Origin of the sequence: Streptomyces sp. NPDC005302, from assembly GCF_040607345.1 — a bacterium.
Lineage (GTDB): Bacteria > Actinomycetota > Actinomycetes > Streptomycetales > Streptomycetaceae > Streptomyces.
In genome coordinates, this window is sequence record NZ_JBEXGN010000007.1 from 26,100 (window position 1) to 50,292 (window position 24,193).

Genomic DNA, 24,193 nt, shown 5'->3' on the forward strand with positions numbered 1-24,193 from the left:
ACCAGCGAGGCTGTCGGCTTCGACGCCGCTCCCCGGCCGGGCGGGACCTGTGCGGTTGGGAGGTGGGGCCTTCATGCGGCGGTGCCCTCCTCCGCGGCGAGGTGCACATGGATGATCCCGTCGTCGATGGTGACGCGGTGGGTACGGACGGGGCGGCGCGCGGGGAGGCACGTCGGCAGACCGGTGCGGAGGTCGAACGAGGCCGCGTGCAGCGGGCATTCGATCAGACAGCCCTCCAGCCAGCCCTCGGAGAGGGAGGCGTCCTGGTGGGTGCAGGTGTCGTCGATGGCGTACAGCTCACCGTCGGCGTTGAACACGGCGACAGGTGGCGAGGTCCCGACACGGGCGGATTCGCCGACGGGGAGGTCTTCAAGGCGGCAGACGGGAATCATGGGCCCCCCTCTCGGTCCGGACGGTTCGTCCGCGACCTCTCAGGTCCAGGGGCGTCGGGAACCTTCCCGGTTCCGGACGCTTCGGTAACATGATGTTTCACATGGCGCACGAGGGAGCGCTATGCGCAACAGAATCCGCGCGGGGATCCCGTCACGTCAAGGGCTTCCCGCAGATGCGGCCCAAACCGGCCGTCAGGTGGTGAGAGTTGACCTATGACCCGCACGCAGAAGCAGGCTGAACGGACCGAGGACACACCCGAGAAGCAGAGCGGCCGGGGCGCGGGCAGCGCCGTCCAGTCGGTGGACCGCGCCGTGAGCGTGCTGGAGATCCTCGCCCGGCTCGGCGAGGCGGGCGTCACCGAGATCGCCGAGGAACTGGACGTGCACAAGTCCACGGCCTTCCGTCTGCTCGGGGTCCTGGAGAACCGCGGCCTGGTCGCGCAGGCCAAGGACCGGGGGAAGTACTACCTGGGAGCCGCCATGCTGCGGCTCGCGGGGGCGGCGGCGGTGCGCCTCGACATCTCCCAGGAGGGAGTGCCGGTCTGCCGCGAACTCGCCGACGAGCTGGGCGAGACCGCCAACATCGCGGTGCTCGACGACGACGCGGCGGTCAACATCATGCAGGCTCGCGGCACCGCGTCGGTCACCGCGCAGAACTGGCTGGGCAGACGCACCCCGCTGCATGCGACGTCCAGCGGAAAGGTGCTGCTCGCGCACATGTCTCCCACCCTGCGGGAAGGCCTGCTGGCGCGGACACTGCCACGCTTCACGGAACGCACGATCACCGGGCCGTCAACGCTGCGCGGCGAGTTGGAGGCCGTCATCGAGCAGGGGTACGGGCTCACGCTGGAAGAGCTCGAGTTGGGGCTCGCCGCCGTCGCGGCTCCGGTGCGGGCGCACGACGGCAAGGTGATCGCCGCCATCAGCGTGTCCGGGCCCGTCTACCGGATGAACGCGGACCGACTGCCGGAGCTGTCGAAGCGGACGGTGGCGGCGGGGGCCGAGCTGTCCCGTCGGATGGGCTACGGCTTCTGAGGCGCTCGGGACGATCCGGTACCCGCGGGCGATCCGGTGCCCCCGGGCGGTCCGGTGCTCCCGGGCGGGGTGATGTCCGTCGGGCGGTGTGGTGGCCGTCGGCCGGCTGGTAGGCGAGGCGTCCAAGGGAGTTGAGGGGCCGGGCCCGAGCGCGAGCAGGCCCGTGGATCGGTGACGCGGGGCCGGGAATTCCGGCCCCGCGTCGTTGTGTGTCCGCCGCGTTTCGGGGCTCCCGTTCCTTTTGCCAAGGGTTAACTCCCACCTCTTGACGGCTCCCTGACGGCGTTCTCAAGATGTTCCTCATCACGCAACCCATCGTGCAATGCGCAACAGCAGAGGAGCTTGTCGTGCCTCACGAGGTCCGTGCCGTAGTCGCTGTGAAGAAGGGCGCACCCGTCGAGGTGCGGACGATCGTCGTCCCGGACCCGGGGCCGGGCGAGGTGCTCGTCGACGTCCAGGCGTGCGGGGTCTGCCACACGGATCTGCACTACCGGGAGGGCGCGATCAACGACGAGTTCCCCTTCCTCCTGGGCCACGAGGCCGCGGGGACCGTCGCGGCCGTCGGCCCGGGCGTCGTCGAGCCGGCACCCGGCGACTATGTGGTCCTCGCCTGGCGCGCGCCCTGCGGCACCTGTCGCTCCTGCCGTCGCGGCCGCCCCTGGTACTGCTTCGACTCGCGCAACGCCACCCAGACGATGACCCTCCTCGACGGCACGCCGCTGAGCGGCGCCCTGGGGATCGGGGCCTTCGCCGAGAAGACCCTGGTCGCCGCCGGACAGGCGGTGAAGGTGGATCCCGCGGCACGGCCGGAGGCCGCGGGCCTGATCGGCTGCGGGGTGATGGCCGGTTACGGCGCCGCCGTCAACACCGGCAACGTCGGGCGCGGTGACGCCGTCGCCGTCATCGGATGCGGCGGCGTGGGCAACGCGGCCATCGCGGGCGCCTGTCTGAACGGCGCGATGAAGGTCATCGCGGTGGACATCGACGACAGGAAGCTCGACCTGGCGGAGAGGTTCGGCGCCACCCACACGGTCAACTCGCGCAAAACCGACCCGGTCGAGGCGGTCCGGGCGCTGACCGACGGCTTCGGGGTCGACGTCGCCATCGACGCGGTGGGCCGACCGGAGACATACAAACAGGCCTTCTACATGCGTGACCACGCCGGTGTACTCGTCCAGGTCGGCGTCCCCGATCCCGGGATGACGGTCGACCTTCCGCTGATCGATCTGTTCTCGCGCGGCGGCGCCCTGAAGTCCTCCTGGTACGGGGACTGCCTGCCCAGCCGGGACTTCCCCTTCCTCATCGACCAGTACCTGTACGGGTTGCTCGACCTGAACGCGTTCGTGAGCGAGACGATCGCGCTCGACCAGGTCGAGGAGGCGTTCACGAAGATGCGGCGGGGTGAGGTCCTCCGGTCCGTGGTGGTCCTGTGAGGGGACCGGAGAACTCGCCCCCGACGCCCGCACACGGCCGACCCGTCCCCCGTCCCGAGCGGTTCGACTCCCCCGCCGACTGAGCGCTTCCACTCCCCCACCCGGCAAGGAGGGGCATGTCCAGCACTCCCGCACCCCGTCCCCGCGTCGTCGTCATCGGCGCCGGCATCGTCGGCTGTTCCCTGGCCGACGAGCTGACCGCCCGTGGCTGGACCGACGTCACCGTTCTCGAACAGGGCCCGCTGCCCGCCCCGGGCGGCTCCACCTCGCACGCGCCGGGGCTGGTGTTCCAGACCAGTCCCTCCAGGACGCTCGCCGCGTTCGCGCGGTACACGGTCGAGAAGTTCTCCTCGCTCCAGGTCGACGGCGTCTCCTGTTTCGACCGGGTGGGCGGCCTCGAACTCGCCACCACCCCCGAGCGTCTGGCCGAACTGCATCGCAGGGCCGGTTACGCCACCGCCTGGGGCATCCGCGGCGAGATCGTCGGCGCCGACCGGTGCAAGGAACTGTGGCCTCTGATCGACCGGTCGGTCGTCCTCGGCGGCTTCCACACCCCGGACGACGGACTCGCCCGCGCCGTCCTCGCGGCGCGCGCCCAACTGGACCGCGCCACCAAAAGAGGAGCCCGCTTCCTCGACCGCCACACGGTCACCGGGATCGAGCAGGCGGACGGCAGGGTCACCGGGGTCGTCACCGACCGGGGCACGTTCCCCGCCGACCACGTCGTGTCCGCGGCCGGTTTCTGGGGTCCCGTCATCGGCCGCCTGGCCGGCGTCGACGTACCCCTGCAGCCGCTCGCCCACCAGTACGCGAGGACGCGGCCGCTCCCCGACCTGGCCGGAGCCTCGGCGGAGGCCTCGAAGCCCATCCTCCGGTTCCAGGACCGCGACCTCTACTTCCGCGAGCACCACGACCGCATCGGCATCGGCAGCTATGCCCACCAACCCCTGCCCGTCGACCCGTTCGCGGTGCTTCCGTACGACGCTGCACGCGCGCGTGGCCTGCGGATGCCGTCCTCGTACCCGTTCACCGAAGAGGACTGGGCACCGAGCTGGGAGGACTGCCGCCGCCTGCTGCCCGCGCTGTGCGGGACGGAGATCGAGGAGGGGTTCAACGGCGTCTTCTCCTTCACTCCGGACGGCATGCCCGTCCTCGGAGAGGCCCGGCAACTCCGCGGGTTCTGGCTGGCGGAGGCCGTGTGGGTCACCCACTCGGCCGGGGTGGCGAAGGCTGTCGCCGAATGGATGGTCGACGGGCGGGCCTCCGTCGACCTGCACGAGTGCGACCTCACGCGATTCGAGGACGCGCAGCGTTCACCGGCGTACGTCCGTGACCGCGGTTCACAGCAGTTCGTCGAGGTGTACGACATCCTGCATCCCCTTCAGCCGATGGAGCACCCGCGCCCGCTGCGCGTCAGTCCGTTCCACGCCCGGCAGGAGCAGCTCGGCGCGTACCTCCTGGAGGGCGGCGGCTGGGAACGCCCGCACTGGTACGCGGCGAACGCCCCGCTCGTCGAATCCCTCGGTCCGTTGCCCGAGCGCGACGCCTGGTCGGCCCGCCACTGGTCGCCCGTCGCCGCGGCGGAGGCGAGGGCGACCCGCGAGAAGGTCGCCCTCTACGACATGACCCCGCTGCGCCGTCTCGAGGTCACCGGACCCGGTGCCCTCGCCTTCCTCCAGCGCATGACCTCCAACAACCTCCGCAAGAAGCCCGGCGCGGTCACCTACACCCTGCTCCTCGACGAGTCGGGCGGTGTGTGCTCCGACCTCACCGTCGCCCGGCTGGCCGCCGACCGGTTCCAGGTGGGCGCCAACTCCCCCGCCGACCTCGACCGGTTCCTGCGCCACGCCCCGCGGGACGTGCACATCAGGGACATCACGTCCGGCACCTGTTGCGTCGGGGTGTGGGGGCCGCTCGCCCGTGACCTCGTCCAGCCGCTGACCCGCGACGACTTCTCGCACGACGGCTTCGGCTACTTCCGTGCGAAGGAGACGTACATCGGCCATGTCCCCGTCACCGCGATGCGGTTGAGCTATGTCGGAGAGCTGGGATGGGAGCTGTACACGACCGCCGACCTGGGACTCCGGCTCTGGGACACCCTCTGGGAGGCCGGCCGGCCCCACGGCCTGATCGCCGCCGGACGCTCCGCCTTCAACTCGCTGCGTCTGGAGAAGGGGTACCGGGCCTGGGGCACCGACATGACCGACGAGCACAACCCCTACGAGGCGGGTCTCGGCTTCGCCGTCCGCATGGACAAGGACGGCTTCGTCGGCCAGGAGGCCCTCCAGGGACCGGCCGCGCGGACACCGGCGCGCCGGCTCACCGCGCTGCTCCTCGACGACCCGGCCGCCGTCGTCCTCGGCAAGGAGCCCGTCCACGTCGACGGCGCCCCCGCCGGCTACGTCACCAGCGCCGCGTACGGCTACACGCTGGGCCGGTGCGTGGCCTACGCCTGGCTGCCCGTGCTCCCCGCCGGAACGGGCGTCCACATCGACTACTTCGGCGAGAAGATCCCCGCCACCGTCCACGACGAACCGCTCTTCGATCCGGAGATGAACCGAATCCGCCGTTGAATCCGATGAAGAGGCAAGAGCCGGACAAAAGGATCGAGGAGGCCCCATGTCCCCCACGTACGACGTGATCGTGATCGGTCTCGGCGGTATGGGCAGCGCCGCCGCCCACCACCTGTCCGCCCGCGGCGCCCGCGTGCTCGGGCTGGAGAAGTTCGGCCCCGTGCACAACCGGGGCTCCAGCCACGGCGGTTCACGCGTCACCCGCCAGTCCTACTTCGAGGACCCCGCGTACGTCCCGCTGCTGCTGCGCGCCTACGAACTGTACGACGACCTGGAGCGGGCCACCGGCCGGGACATCGCGACCCTCTGCGGCGGCGTGATGGTGGGGCCGCCCGAGTCGCGGACCGTCGCGGGTTCCGTCCTGTCGGCGCGGCAGTGGGACCTGCCCCACGAGATGCTGGACGCTGCGGAGATCAGGCGCCGCTTCCCCACGCTGAACCCGCGCGACGACGAGGTGGCGCTGTTCGAGACCCGGGCCGGACTGATCCGCCCGGAGAACACGGTCGCCGCGCACCTCCAGCTCGCCACCCGGCAAGGCGCCGACCTGCACTTCGACGAGCCGATGACGCGCTGGGAGCCGTACCGGGACGGCGTACGCGTGCACACGGCCGAGAACACCTACACCGCCGGTCAACTCGTCGTCTGCCCGGGCGCGTGGGCCCCTCGGCTGCTCACCGATCTCGGAGTGCCGTTCCGGATCGAGCGGCAGATCATGTACTGGTTCCAGCCCCGGGGCGGGACCGGTCCTTTCGTGCCCGAGAGGCACCCGGTCTACATCTGGGAGGACGCGGCCGGCGTCCAGGTGTACGGCTTCCCCGCCATCGACGGACCGGAGTCGGGCGCCAAGGTCGCGTTCTTCCGCAGAGGTGTCGAATGCACCCCCGAGGACATCGACCGGACGGTGCACGAGGACGAGATCCGGGCCATGGCCGACCGGATGTCGCTCTGCATCCCCGATCTGCCCGGCACCTTCCTGAAGGCCGCCACCTGCATGTACTCCAACACCCCCGACGAGCACTTCGTCATCGCGCGTCATCCCGCGCATCCGGAGTCCGTCACCGTGGCCTGCGGTTTCTCCGGGCACGGCTTCAAGTTCGTGCCCGTCGTCGGCGAGATCCTCGCCGACCTCGCCCTGGACGGCTCGACCGAGCACCCCATCGGCCTGTTCGACCCCCACCGCCTCGCCGCCGCGCCCGCCTGAGGAGCACTCCCGTGACGACGATTCCCGCCTCCCCGTCCCCGCTCTCCCCCAGCCTCATCGCCACCCTCCCCGGGCGCTACTACACGGACCCGGAGATCTTCCGCCAGGAACAGGAGCGGCTCTTCGAGTCGATGTGGTTCTGTGCGGTCCGCTCCGGGGACCTCGTGAGGCCCGGAGCCTTCCGCACCGTGCAGGTCGGCCGCGAGAGCGTGCTCGTGACCCGCTCCCGCACGGGCGGACTGCGCGCGTTCTTCAACATCTGCCGGCACCGGGGCGCCCGGTTGTGCACCGAGGAGTCGGGTGAAGTGCGGCGCAATCTCCAATGCCCGTACCACGCCTGGACGTACGACCTCGACGGCCGGCTGGTGGCCGCCCCGAACCTGGTGAGGATGCCGGACGTCGACCGCGTCGCGTACGGACTGGTCGAGGTCGCGCTGCGCGAGTGGCTGGGCTACGCCTGGGTGTGTCTGGCCGATGATCCGCCCTCCTTCGAGGAGTCGGTGATGGGCGCGGCCGTGGAGCGGCTCGGCACCGCCGCGGCCATCGAGCACTACGGCACCGAGCACCTCGCGCTCGGCCGGCGCGTCCGCTACGACGTGCGGGCGAACTGGAAGCTGATCGTCGAGAACTTCATGGAGTGCTATCACTGCGCGACGATCCATCCGGAACTGACCGAGGTGCTGCCGGAGTTCGCCGAGGGGTACGCCGCCCAGTACTACGTGGGGCACGGCGCCGCGTTCGGAGAGGAGGTCAGGGGGTTCACGGTCGACGGCAGCGAGGGGTTCGCCAGACTGCCCGCGGTCGCCGACGAGCAGGACCGCCGCTACTACGCGATCACGGTGAAACCGACGGTCTTCGTCAATCTGGTCCCGGACCATGTCATCCTGCACCGCATGTTCCCGCTCGCCGAGGACCGTACGGTCGTCGAGTGCGACTGGCTCTACGCCCCCGAGGTCGTCGAGTCCGGCGCGGACCTGTCCAAGTCGGTGGAGTTGTTCCACCGGGTGAACGAGCAGGATTTCGAGGCGTGCGAGCGGACCCAGCCGGCGATGGCGTCGCGGGCCTATCGCAACGGTGGTGTGCTGGTCCCGACCGAGCATCACATCGGGATCTTCCACGAGTGGTTGATCGCGCGACTGGGAGGCCCACGTGCCTGACCTGTACATCGACGGAAGCTGGCGCGGGGCACTCGACGAGCGCACCCGGGAGATCCGCTGTCCCGCCGACGGCTCGCCGGTCGGCGTCGTCGACGAGGCGGGCGGCAAGGACACGGTGGAGGCGATCGCCGCCGCACGCCGCGCCTTCGACGAAGGGCCCTGGCCGACGACCCCGGCCGCCGACCGCGGAGATCTGCTGCTGCGTGTCGCCGACCTCCTCGTCCGCGACAAGGACGCCCTCGCGCGGGCCGAGTCGCTGGACACCGGCAAGCGGCTCGTCGAGAGCGAGTACGACATCGACGACATCGCGAACTGCTTCCGCTACTTCGGACGGCAGGCCACCGCCGAGGCCGGCCGGGTCGTCGAGACGGGCACGCCGAGTGTCGACAGCCGTGTCGTGTACGAACCCGTCGGGGTCTGCGCGCTGATCACCCCCTGGAACTACCCGCTCCTGCAGACGGCCTGGAAGGTCGCTCCGGCGCTCGCCGCGGGCAACACCTTCGTCCTCAAGCCGAGCGAGCTGACGCCGCACACGGCGATCCATCTGATGCGTCTCCTGGAGGAGGCGGGTGTGCCGCCGGGCGTCGCCAATCTGGTGCTGGGCGCCGGCCCCGAGGCGGGCGCCCCGCTCGCCGACCACCCGGACGTCGACCTCGTCTCCTTCACCGGAGGCCTGGCGACCGGGCGCGCGCTGATGGCCGCGGCCGCCGGGACGGTCAAGAAGGTCGCACTCGAACTCGGCGGCAAGAACCCCAACATCGTTTTCGCCGACGCCGACTTCGAGACGGCCGTCGACATGGCGCTGACGGCGGTCTTCCTGCACTCGGGACAGGTGTGCTCGGCCGGCGCGCGGCTGCTGGTCGAGGACGGGCTGCACGACCGGTTCGTCGACGAGGTCGTCCGGCGCGCCTCCCGGATCAGACTGGGCGGCCCCTTCGACGAACGGGCGCAGACCGGGCCGCTGATCTCCGCGGCGCACCGCGAGAAGGTCGAGGCGTACGTCGCCCGGGGGCTGGCCGAGGGAGCCGTGCTGCGCTGCGGAGGCGAGCGTCCGACCGGTCCCGGGTTCGACGAGGGCTTCTACTATCCGCCGACGGTGCTGGACGAGTGCAGCGGCGACATGTCCGTGGTGCGGGAGGAGTCGTTCGGGCCCGTGCTCACGGTGGAGCGGTTCAGCGGCGAGGCCGAGGCGGTGCGGCTCGCCAACGACACGGTCTACGGTCTCGCCGGCGCGGTGTTCAGCACCGACGGGGCGAAGGCGCAGCGGGTCGCGGCCCGGCTGCGCGTGGGCACGGTGTGGATCAACGACTTCCATCCCTATGTCCCGCAGGCCGAGTGGGGAGGATTCAAGCAGTCCGGATCCGGGCGCGAACTCGGCCCGTCGGGTCTGGCCGAGTACCGCGAGACCAAGCACATCTGGCGCAACACCGATCCCTCCCCGCAAGGCTGGTTCGGCTGACCCGACCGCCGGGGGCGGCCCGCCCGGCCCCGGCATACGCGGACATGGCGACCGCGAACCAGCCCCGCAAGGAACCCGGCACCCGCTCACGCCGCTCCCTCACCCCGCCCCCAGGACCACCTGGAGTCCGCTCATGTCCACCACCGAGCAACCGACAGGACCGCAGCACGACGACGCCGAGCTCGCCGAGTTCGGCTACAGACCCGAACTGAAGCGCACCCTCGGCAGCTTCCACACCTTCGCCGCCGGCATCAGCTACATCTCCATCCTCACCGGCACCTTCCAGCTCTTCTACTTCGGCTACGGCAGCGGGGGCCCCGCCTACTGGTGGTCCTGGCCGATGGTCTTCGTCGGCCAGTTCATGGTCGCGCTCTGCTTCGCGGAGCTGGCCGCGCGCTATCCCGTCGCCGGCTCCGTCTACAACTGGTCGAAGAAGATAGGCAATCCGCATCTCGGCTGGCTGGCCGGCTGGATGATGCTCATCGCCTCCATCGTGTCGATCTCGGCGGTGGCGCTGGCCTACCAGCTGACGCTCCCGCAGATCTCGGACACCTTCCAGTTCGTCGGGGACGGAACCGGGAAGTACGACGTCGCGACCAACGCGGTGGTGCTGGCCACGGTGCTCATCCTGTTCACGACCCTGGTGAACGCCTTCGGCGTGAAGCTGATGGCCACCATCAACAGCGCGGGCGTGTTCATCGAGCTGATCGCCACCGTCGTCCTCATCGTGCTGTTCGCCGTCCACATCACCCGGGGCCCGCAGGTGGTGACGGAGACGGCGGGCACGGGCGCGGGTCACACGACGGGGTACCTGGGCGCCTTCCTGGTGGCCTCGCTGGCATCGGCGTACGTCATGTACGGGTTCGACACGGCGGCCTCGCTCGGCGAGGAGTCGCTGGATCCCTCGCGCAACGCGCCGCGGGCCATCATCCGCGCCATCGTGGCCTCGTTCGTCCTCGGCGGTCTGGTCCTGCTGCTCGCGCTGATGAGCGTGTCCAGCCTGAAGGGCGAGAAGCTGTCCACGGACGGGCTGCAGTTCGTGGTGCTCGACGTGCTCGGTCCGACGGCCGGCAAGGCGATGCTGTGGTGCGTGCTGATCGCGGTCACGGTGTGCGCGCTCGCGGTGCACACGGCGGCGATCCGGCTGGCCTTCGCGATGTCCCGGGACAACAACCTGCCCGCGTCGTCCCTGATGGCCCGGGTCAGTCCGCGCTTCAGGACACCGGTGCTGCCGGCCGTGGTCATCGGGGTCCTGGCGGTGGCGATCCTCGTCGTGAACATCCGCCAGCCGCAGATCTTCACCGTGGTCACCAGCATCGGCATCATCATGATCTACCTCGCGTATCTCGGGGTGACCGCGCCGATGCTGGTGGCCCGGCTGCGCGGCCGGTGGCAGCCCGCGGGCGAGGGCAGGTTCTCGCTGGGCCGGTGGGGTCTGCTCGTGAACATCGTTGCCGTGGTGTGGGGCGCGGCGATGACGGTCAACCTGATCTGGCCGCGGGCCGAGGTGTACAACGCGGCGGCGCCGTTCCACTGGTACCTGCGCTGGGGCGCGGTGCTGTTCGTGGCGGTCATCGCCGGCGGGGGCTTCGCCTACTACTGGTTCGTCCAGCGGCACCGCACCGGTGTGCTCGACTCGCACCGGCCGGATCCCGCCCCGACGGCCCCGCTCACCGCCCCGGCAGCCGACTGAAGGAGGACAACAGCGCATGAGCATCGATGAGTTCGACTATGTCGTGGTCGGTGGCGGCACCGCGGGCAACGTGGTCGCGGCCCGGCTGTCCGAGGATCCGTCCGTCACCGTGTGCGTGCTGGAGGCCGGACCCAGCGACGTCGGTGACGACGCCATCCTCAGACTGGACCGCTGGATGGGTCTGCTGGATTCCGGCTACGACTGGGACTACCCGGTCGAACCGCAGGCCAGCGGCAACAGCTTCATGCGGCACGCCCGGGCCAAGGTGCTCGGCGGCTGTTCGTCGCACAACTCGTGCATCGCCTTCTGGGCTCCGGCGGAGGACCTGGACGACTGGGCCGCCGCGGGCTGTACGGGCTGGGGTTCCGCCGATCTCTTCCCGCTGTACCGGCGGCTGGAGTCGAACGACGCCCCCGGCGACCACCACGGCCGCACCGGGCCGGTGAAGTTGCGCACGCTCAAGGGCGAGGACCCGTGCGGCGCGGCCCTGTTGGAGGCGTGCGCCCAGGAGGGCATCCCGACGACCCCGTTCAACAGCGGGACGACGGTGGTCCGGGGAGCCAACTGGTTCCAGATCAACTCCGACGAGAACAACATCCGGCAGTCCTCGTCGGTGGCGTACCTCCACCCGGTCATGGGCAGGCGGCCCAACCTCTCGGTGCGGACGGGCGTGCGGGCGAAGAAGCTGGTCCTGGAAGGGCGGAGGTGTGTGGGAGCGGAGTATCTCGACCCGGATCTCGTCCATACCCGGACGGTGAGAGCCCGTCGCGAGGTGATCGTGTCCTGCGGTTCCGTCGACACCCCGAAGCTGTTGATGCTGTCGGGGATCGGGCCCGCGACGCATCTGCGCGAGGTCGGCGTGGACGTGGTCGTCGACGCGGCGGGGGTCGGCGAGAACCTCCAGGACCATCCCGAGGGCGTCATCATGTGGGAAGCCCGCCGGCCCATGCCCACCACGTCGAGCCAGTGGTGGGAGGCGGGGATCTTCTACGACACCGAACCGGGCCTGGACCGGCCCGACCTGATGTTCCACTACGGCTCGGTGCCGTTCGACATGAACACCGCCCGGCACGGTTTCCCCACCTCGGAGAACGCGTTCTGCCTCACGCCGAACGTGACCCGCGCGAAGTCGCGCGGCACCGTGCGGCTGCGCACCCGCGACTACCGGGACAAGCCCATGGTCGACCCGCGCTACTTCACGCACGAACACGACGTGCGCGTCATGACGTACGGGCTGAAGCTGGCCCGGCGGATCGCCGCGCGGCCCGCGCTGGGCGGCTGGGCGGGCGCCGAGCTGGCCCCGGGACCCGACGTCCGCTCCGACGACGAACTGCTGGACTACATCCACAAGACCCACAACACCGTCTACCACCCGTCCTGCACCGTGAAGATGGGCGCCGACGACGACCCGTCGGCGCCGCTCGACGCCCGGCTGCGGGTCAAGGGGGTCGCGGGTCTGCGGGTCGCGGACGGGTCGGCCATGCCGGATCTGATCTCCGTGAACCCGTGCATCACCACGATGGTGATCGGCGAGAAGTGCGCCGACCTGGTGAAGGAGGACGCGCGGACGGGCCCCTGAGGACGCGGCGGGCGCCCGGGGAGCCGTGCGACCGGCCGTTGCCGGTGCGCAGCTCCCCGAACCGGATCCCTACGGGGTGACCGGCGCCGGGCGCTTGTACATCCGCGTCGCGGTGATCTCGGTGTGCGTGGCCTCGTCGGCCGGGGCCTCCTTCGGGAGTCCCGGCCGGAGATGTTCCTCCACGCTGATGTACTTCAGGCCGGCACGCAGGTCCGCGTCGTTGCGCAGGCGGATCACGAGCGGGAACTCGGCGAGCGCGGTCGTGTCGAACAGTCCGGTGGTGTAAAGGAGTTGGACGCCGAGCGCGTCCGAGACGGCCCGCTGGAGCTCCAGCAGGTAGGTCGCGTTGGCGCGGCCGATGGGGTTGTCGAGGAAGAGCGTTCCCGCGTGCCGGTGCTTGTCCCGGCCCCGGTCGTTGCTCCGCAGGGCCGCCATCGTGCAGTACAGCGCGATGGCGGCGGTGAGCAGCTGACCTCCCGAGAAGACGTCGCCCATCTGCCCGACGGGGACGCGTTCGGCGCGCAGGACGGCGTCCGGCTTGAGGATCTCGACGGCGACGCCCCGGGGCTGAAGTGCGGCGCCGACTCCGCGCAGCAGCAGGGACATGCCGTCGCGCCGCATGTCGGAGTTCTTCCTGACCGCGGCGCGGGTGGCCTCGTCGACGACCTCGCCGAGCCGCTCGGCCAGGGTGGCCTGGTCGGGCTCCTCGAACCGGATGCGCAGGAACTCCTGCCCGGACCACTCGCCGAGACCTTCGGGGAGCCGGGACAGCCGCTGAGCGGACCGCAGGGTGGCGAGGGAGGACTCCACAAGGCCCCGCAGCCGGTCCACGATCGAGTCCCGGTTGCGCTCCAGCTGCTCCAACTCGTCGGTCAGCACGCGCAGTCGGGGCGCGAACGCTTCCGCCCACCGGTGCGCGTGCTCGGGCAGCGAGGAGGCGGGAAGCTCACGGATCTGCTGCCGCGCGGGGGTCCGCACCTGCTCGTAACGGGTGGAGTTGGCGTGCCGGACGAGGATGTCGCAGGCTTCGCGGACGGCGGCCTCGGCGGCGCTGAGGTCGGCGGCGCAGCCGCGCAGCGAGCGCCGGCTCTCGGCGGCGGAGTGGCGTGCCTCCTCGAGGCTTCCGGGGTAGGGCTCGGACTCCTCCTGCTCGTCGTCGGAGTGCTCCCGGAGCAGGTCCCTGAGCAGGGCGGACGTCTCGTCGAAGCCGCCTGCCGCTTCCTCGGCCGACCGATGGGCGCCGAGGAACTCGCCGTGCGCGTCCCGCGCCCGCTCCAACGCCTCGGCGCGGGTGGCGAGTTCGGTCGTCGCGGTGCGGAGCAGGGCCTGTGCGTGCTCGGCGTCGCGGGGTACGAGGTCCTCGGCCAGCTCGGTGTGCGCGTCGCCCTCCTCGGGGGCGTGCCGCTCCGCCTCGCCGCGCAGCCGCCCGAGCTGCTCGCTCGCGGTGGACATCCGGGTCTCCAGCAGCTGCACCAGCTCGTCCGCGCGCGCGACGGCGGCCTGCCGGGAGGGTCCGTCGGATCCGTCGGGCGATTCCAGGAGCTGGGCCGCGCGGGTGCGGACCTTGTTGCTGAGGCGGTCCAGGTCGGCGAGGGCCGCGCTCTCGTCGCTCTCGGCGCGGGCCTGCTCGGCCCGCAGGTCGGCGCCCACGCCGACCTTCTCGTAGAGCTGTGACGCGGCCCGGTAGGCCTCCCGCAGGGCCGGGAGCGAGGACCGCGCGGCCGTGTCGTCCTGCGACACGTCGTCCGGTGCGCCCGCGATCTCCGCCCGCTCGGCCCGCAGGGTGCGGGCCGTGCGGCGGGCGTCGTCGGCGGCGCGCTGGGTGGCACGTCGGTCCTCGTCGGCTGCGCGGGCGCGCTCCAGGCACTCCTGGGCGCGGGCCTCGGACTCGGCCGCCTCGTCGGCGAGTTCGCGGACCCGGACCTGCCAGCCGGCGCGTTCGCGCAGCCGGAAGGCGAGTCCGGCGAGGGCGTCGGCGGCGCGCCGGGCCTTCTGCGCGGCCTCCTGCCGCTCGTCGCGTACGTGGGCGGCGTCGGCCGCGGTCTCGTCGGCCTCCGCCCGGACGGTGCGTGCCTCGGTCAGCTCGGCCTCGGCCTCCTCGGCGAAGGCCCGCGCCTCCCCGGCGGTCGAGGCCAGTTCGACGAGTCGTCCGGCCGGGCAGCCGGTGCGCCAGGACGCGAGCCGTGCCGCCAGTTCCCGGTCCTTGCCGAGGCGGGCGGCGAGCGTACGGATCTCCTCGTCCCGCTGACCCGCGCGGGTCCGCAGCGCCTGGCGCTCCTCGTCGGCCGCGTGCTCGTCGTGCATGGCCGGGTTCGGCGGTACGAGGAAGACGGCGCCGTCTCCCGCGTCGTCGGCCGGGGTGGGGGCGAGCAGGGCGGCGGCCGTACCGACGGCGACCGCCGAGCGCGGCAGCAGGGCGGCGTCACCGAGCGTCTCGCGGGCCCGGGCGTGGGTGTCCGGGTCGGTGATGATCACGCCGTCGACGAGTTCGGGGCGGGCGGCGAGCACGCGCGCGTGGTCGACGGGGTCGACGGCCTGGGCGAGGTAGCGCCAGCCGGGAAGGGCGGGGATGCCGTGTTCGCCGAGGTACTCGACGGTGGCGAGCACGTCCGGGCCGGGGGGCAGCAGGCCGCCGTCGCCGAGCGCTCCGAGGATGCGCGCGTCGTCGGCGGCGGCGGTGCGCAGTTCGAAGAGGTGGCGCTCGGCGGAGGCGACGCCGTCGTCGAGGAGGGCGCGCAGGTCGTCGGCGTACTGGTCGAGTTGTTCGGGCGTCAGCGGTGCGCCGTCGGCGAGGCCGGTGGCGCCGTCGACTTCCTCGTCGCGTCGGGGCTGGGGCACGGCGGGGCGGGTGCCGGCGCGCGGCAGGCCGAGCAGCTCCGTGAGCCGCTCCTCCTCCGCGAGGGCCTCGGCCGTGCGGCGCTCCACCGCGTACGCGCTCTCGGCGGCCGTCGCCGCGTCCGCCGCGCGGGCGGCCGTCAGTTCGGCACGGGACTCGGCGGACGCGGCCTCGCGCGCGTGGTCGGCGGCACGCCGCGAGGCCTCGCGGGCGGTGTCCCAGCCGGCGACGGCGGTCTTCTCGGCGTCGCTGGCGGCGAGGGCGGCGCGGGCCGGGTCGGCGTCGGGGGCGCTGTCGTCGAGCCAGCCGGCGCGGACGGCCTCGGCGGTCTCCTGTTCGACCTCGGCCAGGCGTTGCTTCAGGTGGCCGACCTCGCTGCGGGCGCGCTGGGCCGCGGTGGCGGCCGCCGTCGCGTCGGCGTGCGAGCGCTCACCGATCTCCTGGAGGCCCGCGGACCGCTCCTCCTCCTCGTTGGCGAGCGACTCGGCGCCGTCGGCGGCCCGGTGCAGGGCGCGTACGAGGTCGACGGCGGCGCGGGCGCGGGCGGCGAGGGCGGGTGCGGCGTCCCGCTCGGCCTCACGGATCGCGGCGGCCACCCGCGTGGAGCGGTCGGCGGCGGCGCGGTGCCGCAGCACGGCCTCGGCCGCCTGCCAGGCGGCGTGGAGGGTGCGCGCGTCGGCCAGTTCCCGCTTCTGCGCCGCGGCCGACTTCTCCGCTCCGGCGAGGGCCAGGGAGGCGTGCCGGTAGGCGAGTTCGGCGGCGATCAGCGCGCTGCGGCCGCGGGCGCCCTCGGCATGGGTGACGGCGTACGCGGCGGCGGTGACCCGCTGGGCGAGCTCTCCCGCGCGCACGCGCTCCCGCACGGCGCGTGCCGACAGCCGGCGGGCGAGGTTCCGGGTGCGCCGCTCGGCACCGGAGTGGACGTCCCGCGCGCGTGCCCGTGCCTCGGTGGCGTCGACGATGCGTCCCAGCAGGTCGACGGATCCGGCGGTGAACTCGCGCTCGGCGATGAGTTCGGCGCGCCGTCCGAGCTTGTTGCCGAAGCCGCCGACCAGGTCGGCCAGTCCGTCGGTGTCGCGGGTGTCGGTGACCGCGCGCAGCAGCAGATCCGTGAAGTCGGAGTCCTTCTTGACCGCGAAGAGACCGGCGGCCTCACCCTCGTCGGCGTTCATCTCCCGCTGGTAGCGGAAGAGTTCGGGGTCCAGGCCGAGGTCGCCGAGGTGTTCGTTCCAGCGGTCGTGGATCTCCTCCCAGTGGACCTCCAGGTGGGGGTACGCCTTGCCCGCCTCGGTGATCGCGTCCCGGAAGCCCTTCATGGTGCGGCGCCTGCCCTGCGCGCCCGAGGCTCCTTCGGCGGAACGCCGTACGGCGGTGGCCTCGGCCACGGGCAGGTTGTCGAGGCTGAGTCCGGGGCCGGGACGGAAGGAGTACCAGGCCTCGGCGAACTTCCGCGGGTCGTTGGAGACCTGCCGTCCGCGCCATTCGCTCGCCTTGCCGACGACCACGCACTCACCGGTGATCGTGTGCTGCCACTCCAGGGCGACGTGTCCGCAGTCGTCGGCGAGGAGGAACTTGCGGAGCACGCCGGAGCTGGCGCCGCCCAGGGTGTTGCGGTGGCCCGGGAGCATCACCGAGAAGATCAGCTTGAGCAGGACCGACTTGCCGCCGCCGTTCTCCAGGAAGAGCACGCCGGCGGGCGCGGGGCGGCGCGGCGGGCCGACCGGCTCGTCCTCGAAGAACTCCGCCTGGGTGGGCGCGGGGTCGGGCACGGGCTCGCCGACTCCGCGCAGGTCCAGCACGGTGTCGGCGTAGCGCGCACCGGCAGGCCCGATGGAGTAGAGGCGGACCCGGGACAGCTCGTACATGGCGGCGGACTCTCGTCGTGGTGAGGGGAGGTGGGGCGTGGGCGGGGGCCGGGGCGGGCCGCGTCAGGAGTGGAAGGGCAGTCCGGCTCCGGCCGCCAGCTCCAGGTCGTCGGTGTCCTCGGCGGGCAGCAGGGTCGCGGTGCCGTCGGTCACCGGGACGACGCCCAGCTCCAGCAGTTCGCCCATCGCGGCGGTGCCCGCCATGTCGCGGACCTGGAGCTGATAACGCGCGGTCGTCCGGTAGGTGCCACCGGCGTCGTCCCCGGTGCGCTGGAGGAAGCCGGAGTCGGTGAGGAACGCGACGGCCTTCGCGATGATGCCGGTCGTCGAGCCGGCCAGTCTTCGGGCGTCCTTGGTGGCGCCGGTGGAACTGCGCCGCGCCCAGATCCGCCAGGCCGCTTCCAGGCCCGGCGCGTCCGTCGCGGGGTCGGTGTTCTCGCCCGTCTCCTCGGCCCGCTCCTCCAGTCGTCGGCAGGCCTGCCGTACGAACGCGTCGACGCCGTTGACCGAGACGCGTCCGATGTAGCCGTCGTCCGCGAGGTCCTCGGGGCGCGGGAAGGCCATGGCGGCGACGGCGAGGTGGGCGAGGCCGTGCAGGAAGCGGTCTCCGGAGTCGGCCGAGGCACGGCGGGCGTAGTCGCCCATGCGGACGGCGAAGACCGAGTCCTCGGCTGCGGTCACCGCCATCCCCGCGCGCGGGGACACCTCCAGCACGATGAGCCCGAGGCCGGCCGCGACCGCGTCGGCGAGCCGCGCGAACGGCGGGTCCTCGCGGTAGCGGCGCAGCAGTTCGGCGTATTCCTGGTCGCGCGCGGGCTGCAGTTTGGGCTGGAGTCCGAAGGCGACGAGCCGCGCCGCGTCGGCGGCGTCGGCAGGGGTGACGGGGGCGGTCGCCGGAGCGGCGACGGCCTCCGGTTCACTCCACTCGACGTGCTCGGTCACGGCTGGGACTCCTTGTTCGGACGTACGGGTTCGGGGCGCGGGCGGGGAGGTACAGGGTTCGGGCGCGTACCGGCAGGTGGGGGGACGTGAGCCGTGGCGGCCCGTCGGGCTTGCCCGCCGGGCGGGGGCCGGTGTTCCGGCGGGGCGTTCACGCGCGGTCCGCCTTCATTCCGGCCGCGTCGAGGAGTGCCATGCCCACGATCAGGTCGGCGCCGCCGAACTCCGGGTCGTCCAGCTCGGTGCCGTCGTCCACGGCGAACAGCAGGCGCTCCTCGCCCTGGCGGTAGGCGGTGCCGACCGGCGGGCTCGCGGCGTGCACGGCCAACAGCGCCACCAGATAGGGCAGTTCGGGGTCGCGGCGACGGGCGTCGGCCAGCAGACCGGACAGCCGGCGCGGGGCGTCGGCGGGAAGGTTCAGCAGGTCCATGGCGGAGGCCAGCTGCTCCTCGCTGAAACGGCTGTCGTCCGGGGTGGCGATCAGGTCGGGCTCGGGCATCTCCGCGCCGAGGTGCTCCCGCTCCTGCGGCGGGGTGAGCAGGATGTCGACGAGATCGCCGACGCGGACGGCGACGGGGGTGCGCAGGCCCGTACCACGCGCGAAGAAGGCGTCGGTGACGCGCAGCGCGCTCTCGACCGGGAGCGGCAGCACGGGCGCGACGAGGTGTCCGTACAGGTCGATGCCCGAGGTCGTCATGGGCGTACCGAAGGCCTGCCGGTCCTGCTCGGCGCGGAACAGCGGTCCCGCCTCCAGGAGGCGGGACTGGAGCTGGGTGTGCCGGCGGATGCAGTCCTTGACGATGTCCACCAGTTCGGCGGCACGGCGCTTCTGCTCCGCGTCCTCGGACTCGTCACGGGCCTTGCGGATGTTGGTGAGGATCGCGTTCTCGTGGCGGTACCGGTCGGCGACATGGTCCAGGGCCTCGGCGATCATGTCGGGGACGGCCTGGAGCCAGTCGACGGCCCGCACGTTGCGCCGCGTCGCGTCGAGGGCCCTGCGGAGCGTCTCCGCGTACTGCACGGTGCGGTAGCGGGCCTGTTCGGCGGCGAGCTGCGCGTCGGCCAGCCGGCCGCGGCTGATGAGGACCTCCAGCTTGACCTCGGCGGCGATCTGCGCGCTGGTGACGTCCGTGTCGAGGGCGCCGACCAGGACGTTGACCGCTTCGTCGGTCGTCCGGAGGTAGACGCTGCCCCCGTAGCCGGGGACCTCCTCGATCAGCTTGAAGTCGTAGTCACGGCGGACGTACGAGCCGTCCGGGGCGAAGGTGCCGTACACGGCGCGGAAGCCCCGGTCGACGCTGCCGACGTTGATCAGGTTCTCCAGGACCCAGCGGGCCACGCGCTCGTGCTCGGCGACGGGGCGGCGGGGGGCCTGGGCGGCGATACGGGGGATGAGCCTGGCCACTATCTGGTCGTGGTCGGCACCCGTGTCGAAGTCCATGTTCAGTGTGACGAGATCGATGGCGGCGAGGGCGACCTCGGCCATGCCGTACACCGTGTACTCGCCCGCCAGGTTCGCCTTGCGCACGTCCAGGTCGTGCAGCGGCGCCGTGCAGGCGAGCGCGCGCAGCCGCCGCGCCAGACCCTCGTCGGCGGCCGGACCCGGAGCCGGGCGCGGCCCCGCGCTGAGCTGGGGCGGAACGCTGTCCGTCGATGCAGGCGAAGTCACGGTGCACAGACTAGGTCCTCGGTCCGACAACGGTCGAAACGACGCAGTAGCGACCGGCGCCCCCGGCCTGCCCATGTCCCCGCCCTCCCCTCCGACCCAGTGCCATCCCGGACCGGGCTCCGGGTTTCGCGCTCCGGGCCCCGGGCTTCGGGTTTCGGGTCCCGGTCCCCGTTCGGATCCGGGTCCGGTCCGGGTCTGGCTCCAGGTCCAGGAACAGGTCCAGGAACAGGTCCAGGTCCAGGTCCAGGAACAGGTCCGGGGCCAAGTCCGAGTTCGGGGCCAGTTCCGGGGCCAGGTCCGGGGCCGGTCCAGTTCCGGGTTGGGTCCAGGTACGGGTTGGGGCCGGGTCCAGGTCCGGGGTCCGGGTCCAGGTACAGGTCCCGGTCCAGGAACAGGTCCGGGTTCGGGTACAGGTACAGGTACAGGTACAGGTACAGGTACAGGTACAGGTACAGGTACAGGTACAGGTACAGGTACAGGTACAGGTACAGGTACAGGTACGGGGCCAGGTCCGGGTCCGGACCCGACCCATTCCGAGGCGGGGGTCGAGCAGGAGCCCGAGCCAGGCCGATCCGGACCGGTCGGACCGGGCCGGGCCCGGGCGGGGCGGGCCGGCAGGCTCGGATCGGGCCGGGCCGGGCCGGGCCGATGGACCGGAGCGACGGTGCAGCTCGCGTGCGCCGTAAGCGCGGTAGCCCCTTTGCACGGCGCACCCCCGCCCAATCCGGCGACTGGCCGCGCCCTCGCCTTGATCGGTCGGCGCACCAGCCCTGAGCGGACGTCAGGGCGGACCGATGGGCAGAACATCGGAGCAGCGGCGCAGCCCGCGTGCGGGGTAAGCGCGGCAGCCCTCGCTCGGCACCTCCGCCCAACTCGGCTCCGGCCGCGCCCTCGCCTCGATCGGCCCGCGCACCCACCATGAGCAGGGGCCTGGCCGGACTAATACGGACGGGCCAGCTCGGCAGCCCTCGGGCAGGCGCCCAACGGCACTCCCCCACCCAACACGGTCCGAGCCCCGCGCGCGCACCCACCATGAGGCAGAGGCCGGACCAGCCCCGGAGCGGCGCCGACGGCTACCCCCACCCGGACACCGGGCACCGGCACCCGCACCCGCACCCGCCGAAGCCCGTCCGGCTCGGGCCGCGCCCGGTGAGTGCTCGGCACGTCACCGCGCGACGCCGGTGCTGTCGCACTGGACCGCTCCCGGTCCCGGATCGGCCGACGCGCGGGTACTGCCCCGCCCTCAGCCGACCCCCTGTCCCCCGTCGGCCACCCGGCGGGCGTACACCTCCACGAGGCCCTTCAGGGAGTCGGTGAGGTAGGCCGCCAGGAGGTGTTCGGCGGTGTCGCGGGCGCCCTCCTGGAGGGTCTGCAGGATCTGGAGGTTGCGGGCCAGGTAGGGCTCGTGGAGCCGGCGCGGGTCGTCCACGACGTGGAAGGCGAGGCGGAGTTCGGCGAAGACGCTGCGCATCACCTCGTCGGTGCGGGCGCTGCCGGCCAGGGCGACCAGTTCGCGGTGGAAGTGGATGTTGGCGGTGGACACCCCTTTCCAGTCACTTTCGCCGGCCGCCCGCCGCCCCTCCGCGACCGCCGCGGCGAGCCCCTCCACGGCGTACGGGGGGTCGCCGAGCCCGCGGACGACGGCGCACTCGACGAGGGCCCGGGTGCGGTAGATGTCCTCGACGTCCTCGACGGTGAGCACCCGCACGAAGACCCCGCGATTGAGCTCGTGCACCAGCAGCCGTTCGTGCGTGAGCAGCCGGAACGCCTCGCGCAGCGTGTTCCGCGAGACCCCGAGCGCGCCGCCGATGCTGTCCTCGGACAGCCGGGTCCCCGGTGGGAAGAAGCCCTCGGCGATACGGGTCCTGAGGATGTCCGAGACCCGCTCGGCGGTGCTGGTGCGCCCCAACAGGGCTCGGTCGTCGGCCAGTTCCGTCAGCTCTGCCATGCCCGGAATTCAACCGCAGACGCAGGAACGAAACAACAGGGGTATTGAGGGATCGTTCAACGATCCTCTACCTTGTCGAACAGGCGCCGACCGGCACGGCCCACGGACCCTCCCCTGCGCACCGCCGGGGCGCCCACCGCTTCCGCACGGCACGGCTCAGTCCTCAAGCACCCTCCGTCCCTCATTGCGAGGTGCCCATGAGCACGACCCCTCCGTCACGGTCCCTGACCGTCGACACTTCATCCGTCGCGGGTGAACCCCTCGTCCAGGAAGGCGCGTTCGGCTGGCTGCGCGCACTCGGCCCGCGCGGCCGGCGTGCCTTCGGCGGCGCGTTCGGCGGCTACGGCCTCGACTCCTACGACTACTTCACCCTGCCGCTCAGCATGGTCGCCCTGGCCGCGTACTTCGGCCTCGACAGCGGCCAGACCGGCCTGTTCACCACCGTCACCCTGGTCGTCTCGGCGATCGGCGGCGCGGTCGCCGGCGTGGTCGCCGACCGGATCGGCCGCGTCAGAGCCCTGATGATCACCGTCGTCACCTACGCGGTGTTCACCGTCGCCTGCGGCTTCGCGCCCAACTACGAGACGCTGCTGGTGTTCCGCGCCCTCCAGGGCCTCGGTTTCGGCGGCGAGTGGGCGGTAGGCGCCATCCTCGTCGCGGAGTACGCGAGCCCCAGGCACCGCGGACGGACGCTCGGCGCGGTCCAGAGCGCCTGGGCCGTCGGGTGGGGCCTCGCCGTGGTGGTCTACACGCTGGTCTTCCAGTTCCTCGGCGACGACCTCGCCTGGCGCGTGATGTTCTGGACCGGGGCGCTCCCCGCGCTGCTCGTGGTGTGGGTGCGGCGGCGGGTGCAGGACGCGCCCGGGGCGACCGCGGTCCGCGAGAAGAGCGCGGACAAGGGGTCGTTCACCGCGATCTTCAAGCCCGGCAGCGCCGAGGCACCGGGTCTGCTGCGCACCACCTTCTTCGCGGTCCTGCTGTCCACCGGTGTCCAGGGCGGCTACTACACACTGGCCACCTGGGTGCCCACCTATCTGAAGTCGGAGCGCGGGCTGTCCGTGGTCGGCACGGGCGGATACCTGACGTTTCTGATCTCGGGAGCCTTCCTCGGCTACCTCACCGGCGGATATCTCACCGACCGGCTGGGCCGCAAGCGCAACATCCTGCTCTTCGCGGTCCTCTCCGCGGCCTGCATCCTCACGTACGCGAACATCCCGAGCGGGGCCAACACCCTTCTCCTGGTGCTCGGTTTCCCGCTCGGCTTCTGCATGTCGGCGATCTTCAGCGGCTTCGGCTCGTTCCTCAGCGAGCTGTACCCGGCGGCGGTGCGCGGCACCGGACAGGGCTTCACGTACAACACGGGGCGGGCCGTCGGCGCCGTCTTCCCCACCACGGTCGGCTTCCTGGCCGACAGCTGGGGTGTGGGCGGCGCGCTGGTCTTCGGCGCGATCGGCTACGCCCTCGCCGCCGTGGCCCTGCTCGGACTCCCCGAGACGCGTGGCAAGGAGCTGCTGTGAACGACACCGTCCGGGTCCTCCCACGGGCCCTCGCACAGAGCCCCGGCCGAGCCCAGGCCCCCTTCCCCGGAGCGCGGGAAACCGATCCCCACGCGCACGCGTGGACCCCCGGCGAGGCACGCCGGCGTTTTCGCGCGGGCCTGTCGCTGCCCACCGCCGGGATCGCCGCGGGCCACACGCAGGCGAACCTCGTCTCGGTCCCCGCCGACTGGGCGTACGAGATGCTGCTGTTCTGCCAGCGCAATCCGAAGCCGTGCCCCGTCCTGGACGTCACCGACGCCGGTTCCTGGAGCACGCCGCTCGCCGCGGGCGCGGACCTGCGCACCGATCTGCCGGGCTACCGGGTCTGGGAGCACGGCGAGTTGGTGGCAGAACCCACGGACGTGGTGGAGCGCTGGCGCCCCGATCTGGTGTCCTTCCTGATCGGCTGCAGCTTCACCTTCGAGTGGGCGCTGGGCGCGGCGGGCGTGCCGATGCGCCACATCGAGCAGGGCCGGAACGTCTCCATGTACGTGACGGCGCGGCAGTGCCGTCCGGCCGGGCGCCTGCGCGGGCCGATGGTGGTGTCCATGCGCCCGGTGCCGCCCGAACACCTGGCGGCGGCGATCCGGGAGAGCAGTCTGCTGCCGGCCGTGCACGGCAGTCCGGTGCACTGCGGTGAACCGTCGGGGCTGGGGATCGAGGATCTCTCGCGCCCCGACTTCGGCGACGCGGTGGTCGCGGCACCGGACGACATCCCGGTGTTCTGGGCCTGCGGGGTGACGCCCCAGGCGGTCGTGATGGCGTCCCGGCCGCCGTTCGCGATCACCCACGCGCCGGGGCGGATGTTCCTCACGGACGCCCGCGACGAGCAGTACCGAGTGGCCTGAAGAGGCCGGAAGAGGAGACACGGCGTCC

Annotated in this window: 15 protein-coding genes; 10 read left to right on the plus strand and 5 right to left on the minus strand. The window is 72.1% G+C overall.

The window, feature by feature from the left end; translation table 11 throughout:
- Window positions 1-71: 71 nt before the first annotated feature.
- Window positions 72-392: a bifunctional 3-phenylpropionate/cinnamic acid dioxygenase ferredoxin subunit gene (locus ABZT74_RS12565; RefSeq protein WP_356173268.1), complete on the minus strand. Its 321-nt coding sequence runs from the start codon at window positions 390-392 to the stop codon at window positions 72-74.
- A 213-nt stretch (window positions 393-605) separates the two neighbouring features.
- On the opposite strand from ABZT74_RS12565, the gene ABZT74_RS12570 reads away from it, so the two are divergent.
- The 8 genes from ABZT74_RS12570 (at window position 606) to ABZT74_RS12605 (ending at window position 12,522) form a co-directional block, all read left to right on the plus strand.
- Window positions 606-1,427 carry an IclR family transcriptional regulator gene (locus tag ABZT74_RS12570; protein ID WP_355866390.1) on the plus strand — a complete coding sequence of 274 codons (822 nt, stop codon included), beginning with the start codon at window positions 606-608 and terminating at the stop codon, window positions 1,425-1,427.
- A gap of 347 nt (window positions 1,428-1,774) precedes the next feature.
- The gene (locus ABZT74_RS12575) at window positions 1,775-2,860 is read left to right on the plus strand and encodes an S-(hydroxymethyl)mycothiol dehydrogenase (RefSeq protein WP_356434502.1); all 1,086 of its coding nucleotides are present in this window, start codon (window positions 1,775-1,777) and stop codon (window positions 2,858-2,860) included.
- A gap of 116 nt (window positions 2,861-2,976) precedes the next feature.
- Entirely contained in the window at window positions 2,977-5,433 is a 2,457-nt protein-coding gene (locus tag ABZT74_RS12580) for an FAD-dependent oxidoreductase (protein ID WP_356434505.1), read from the plus strand.
- A 46-nt stretch (window positions 5,434-5,479) separates the two neighbouring features.
- The gene (gene solA, locus ABZT74_RS12585) at window positions 5,480-6,634 is read left to right on the plus strand and encodes an N-methyl-L-tryptophan oxidase (protein ID WP_356173263.1); all 1,155 of its coding nucleotides are present in this window, start codon (window positions 5,480-5,482) and stop codon (window positions 6,632-6,634) included.
- Window positions 6,635-6,645: 11 nt separating this feature from the next.
- Window positions 6,646-7,791, plus strand: coding sequence for an aromatic ring-hydroxylating dioxygenase subunit alpha (locus tag ABZT74_RS12590; RefSeq protein ID WP_356434508.1), 1,146 nt, complete (start codon window positions 6,646-6,648; stop codon window positions 7,789-7,791).
- Complete coding sequence (locus ABZT74_RS12595; RefSeq protein ID WP_356434512.1) at window positions 7,784-9,250, plus strand: aldehyde dehydrogenase family protein; 1,467 nt, start codon at window positions 7,784-7,786, stop codon at window positions 9,248-9,250. Before ABZT74_RS12590 ends, ABZT74_RS12595 begins: the two co-directional genes overlap by 8 nt.
- 133 nt (window positions 9,251-9,383) lie before the next feature.
- The gene (locus ABZT74_RS12600; protein WP_356173256.1) at window positions 9,384-10,943 is read left to right on the plus strand and encodes an amino acid permease; all 1,560 of its coding nucleotides are present in this window, start codon (window positions 9,384-9,386) and stop codon (window positions 10,941-10,943) included.
- Window positions 10,944-10,959: 16 nt separating this feature from the next.
- Window positions 10,960-12,522 (plus strand): GMC family oxidoreductase N-terminal domain-containing protein, encoded by a 1,563-nt coding sequence (locus ABZT74_RS12605; protein ID WP_355866370.1) that lies wholly within the window; start codon window positions 10,960-10,962, stop codon window positions 12,520-12,522.
- A 69-nt stretch (window positions 12,523-12,591) separates the two neighbouring features.
- Here the strand turns inward: ABZT74_RS12605 and ABZT74_RS12610 are convergent, their stop codons facing one another.
- The 4 genes from ABZT74_RS12610 to ABZT74_RS12625 all read right to left on the minus strand — a co-directional run bounded on the left by ABZT74_RS12610 (window position 12,592) and on the right by ABZT74_RS12625 (window position 21,779).
- A complete protein-coding gene (locus tag ABZT74_RS12610) occupies window positions 12,592-17,223 on the minus strand; it encodes a hypothetical protein (protein ID WP_356434515.1) in 4,632 nt (1,543 codons plus the stop codon).
- Between the two features lie 63 nt (window positions 17,224-17,286).
- On the minus strand, window positions 17,287-18,165 hold the full coding sequence (locus tag ABZT74_RS12615; protein ID WP_356434518.1) for a hypothetical protein: 879 nt from the start codon (window positions 18,163-18,165) through the stop codon (window positions 17,287-17,289).
- 148 nt (window positions 18,166-18,313) lie between these two features.
- Window positions 18,314-19,831, minus strand: a complete 1,518-nt coding sequence (locus tag ABZT74_RS12620) for a hypothetical protein (RefSeq protein ID WP_356173244.1) — start codon at window positions 19,829-19,831, stop codon at window positions 18,314-18,316.
- A 1,243-nt stretch (window positions 19,832-21,074) separates the two neighbouring features.
- Window positions 21,075-21,779: a GntR family transcriptional regulator gene (locus ABZT74_RS12625; RefSeq protein WP_356434521.1), complete on the minus strand. Its 705-nt coding sequence runs from the start codon at window positions 21,777-21,779 to the stop codon at window positions 21,075-21,077.
- Window positions 21,780-21,976: 197 nt separating this feature from the next.
- Here ABZT74_RS12625 and ABZT74_RS12630 point away from each other — a divergent pair, with 197 nt between their 5' ends.
- The gene (locus tag ABZT74_RS12630; protein ID WP_356434524.1) at window positions 21,977-23,296 is read left to right on the plus strand and encodes an MFS transporter; all 1,320 of its coding nucleotides are present in this window, start codon (window positions 21,977-21,979) and stop codon (window positions 23,294-23,296) included.
- Window positions 23,293-24,165 carry a putative hydro-lyase gene (locus tag ABZT74_RS12635; protein WP_356434527.1) on the plus strand — a complete coding sequence of 291 codons (873 nt, stop codon included), beginning with the start codon at window positions 23,293-23,295 and terminating at the stop codon, window positions 24,163-24,165. The genes ABZT74_RS12630 and ABZT74_RS12635 overlap by 4 nt, the downstream gene beginning before the upstream one ends.
- Window positions 24,166-24,193 lie beyond the last annotated feature (28 nt).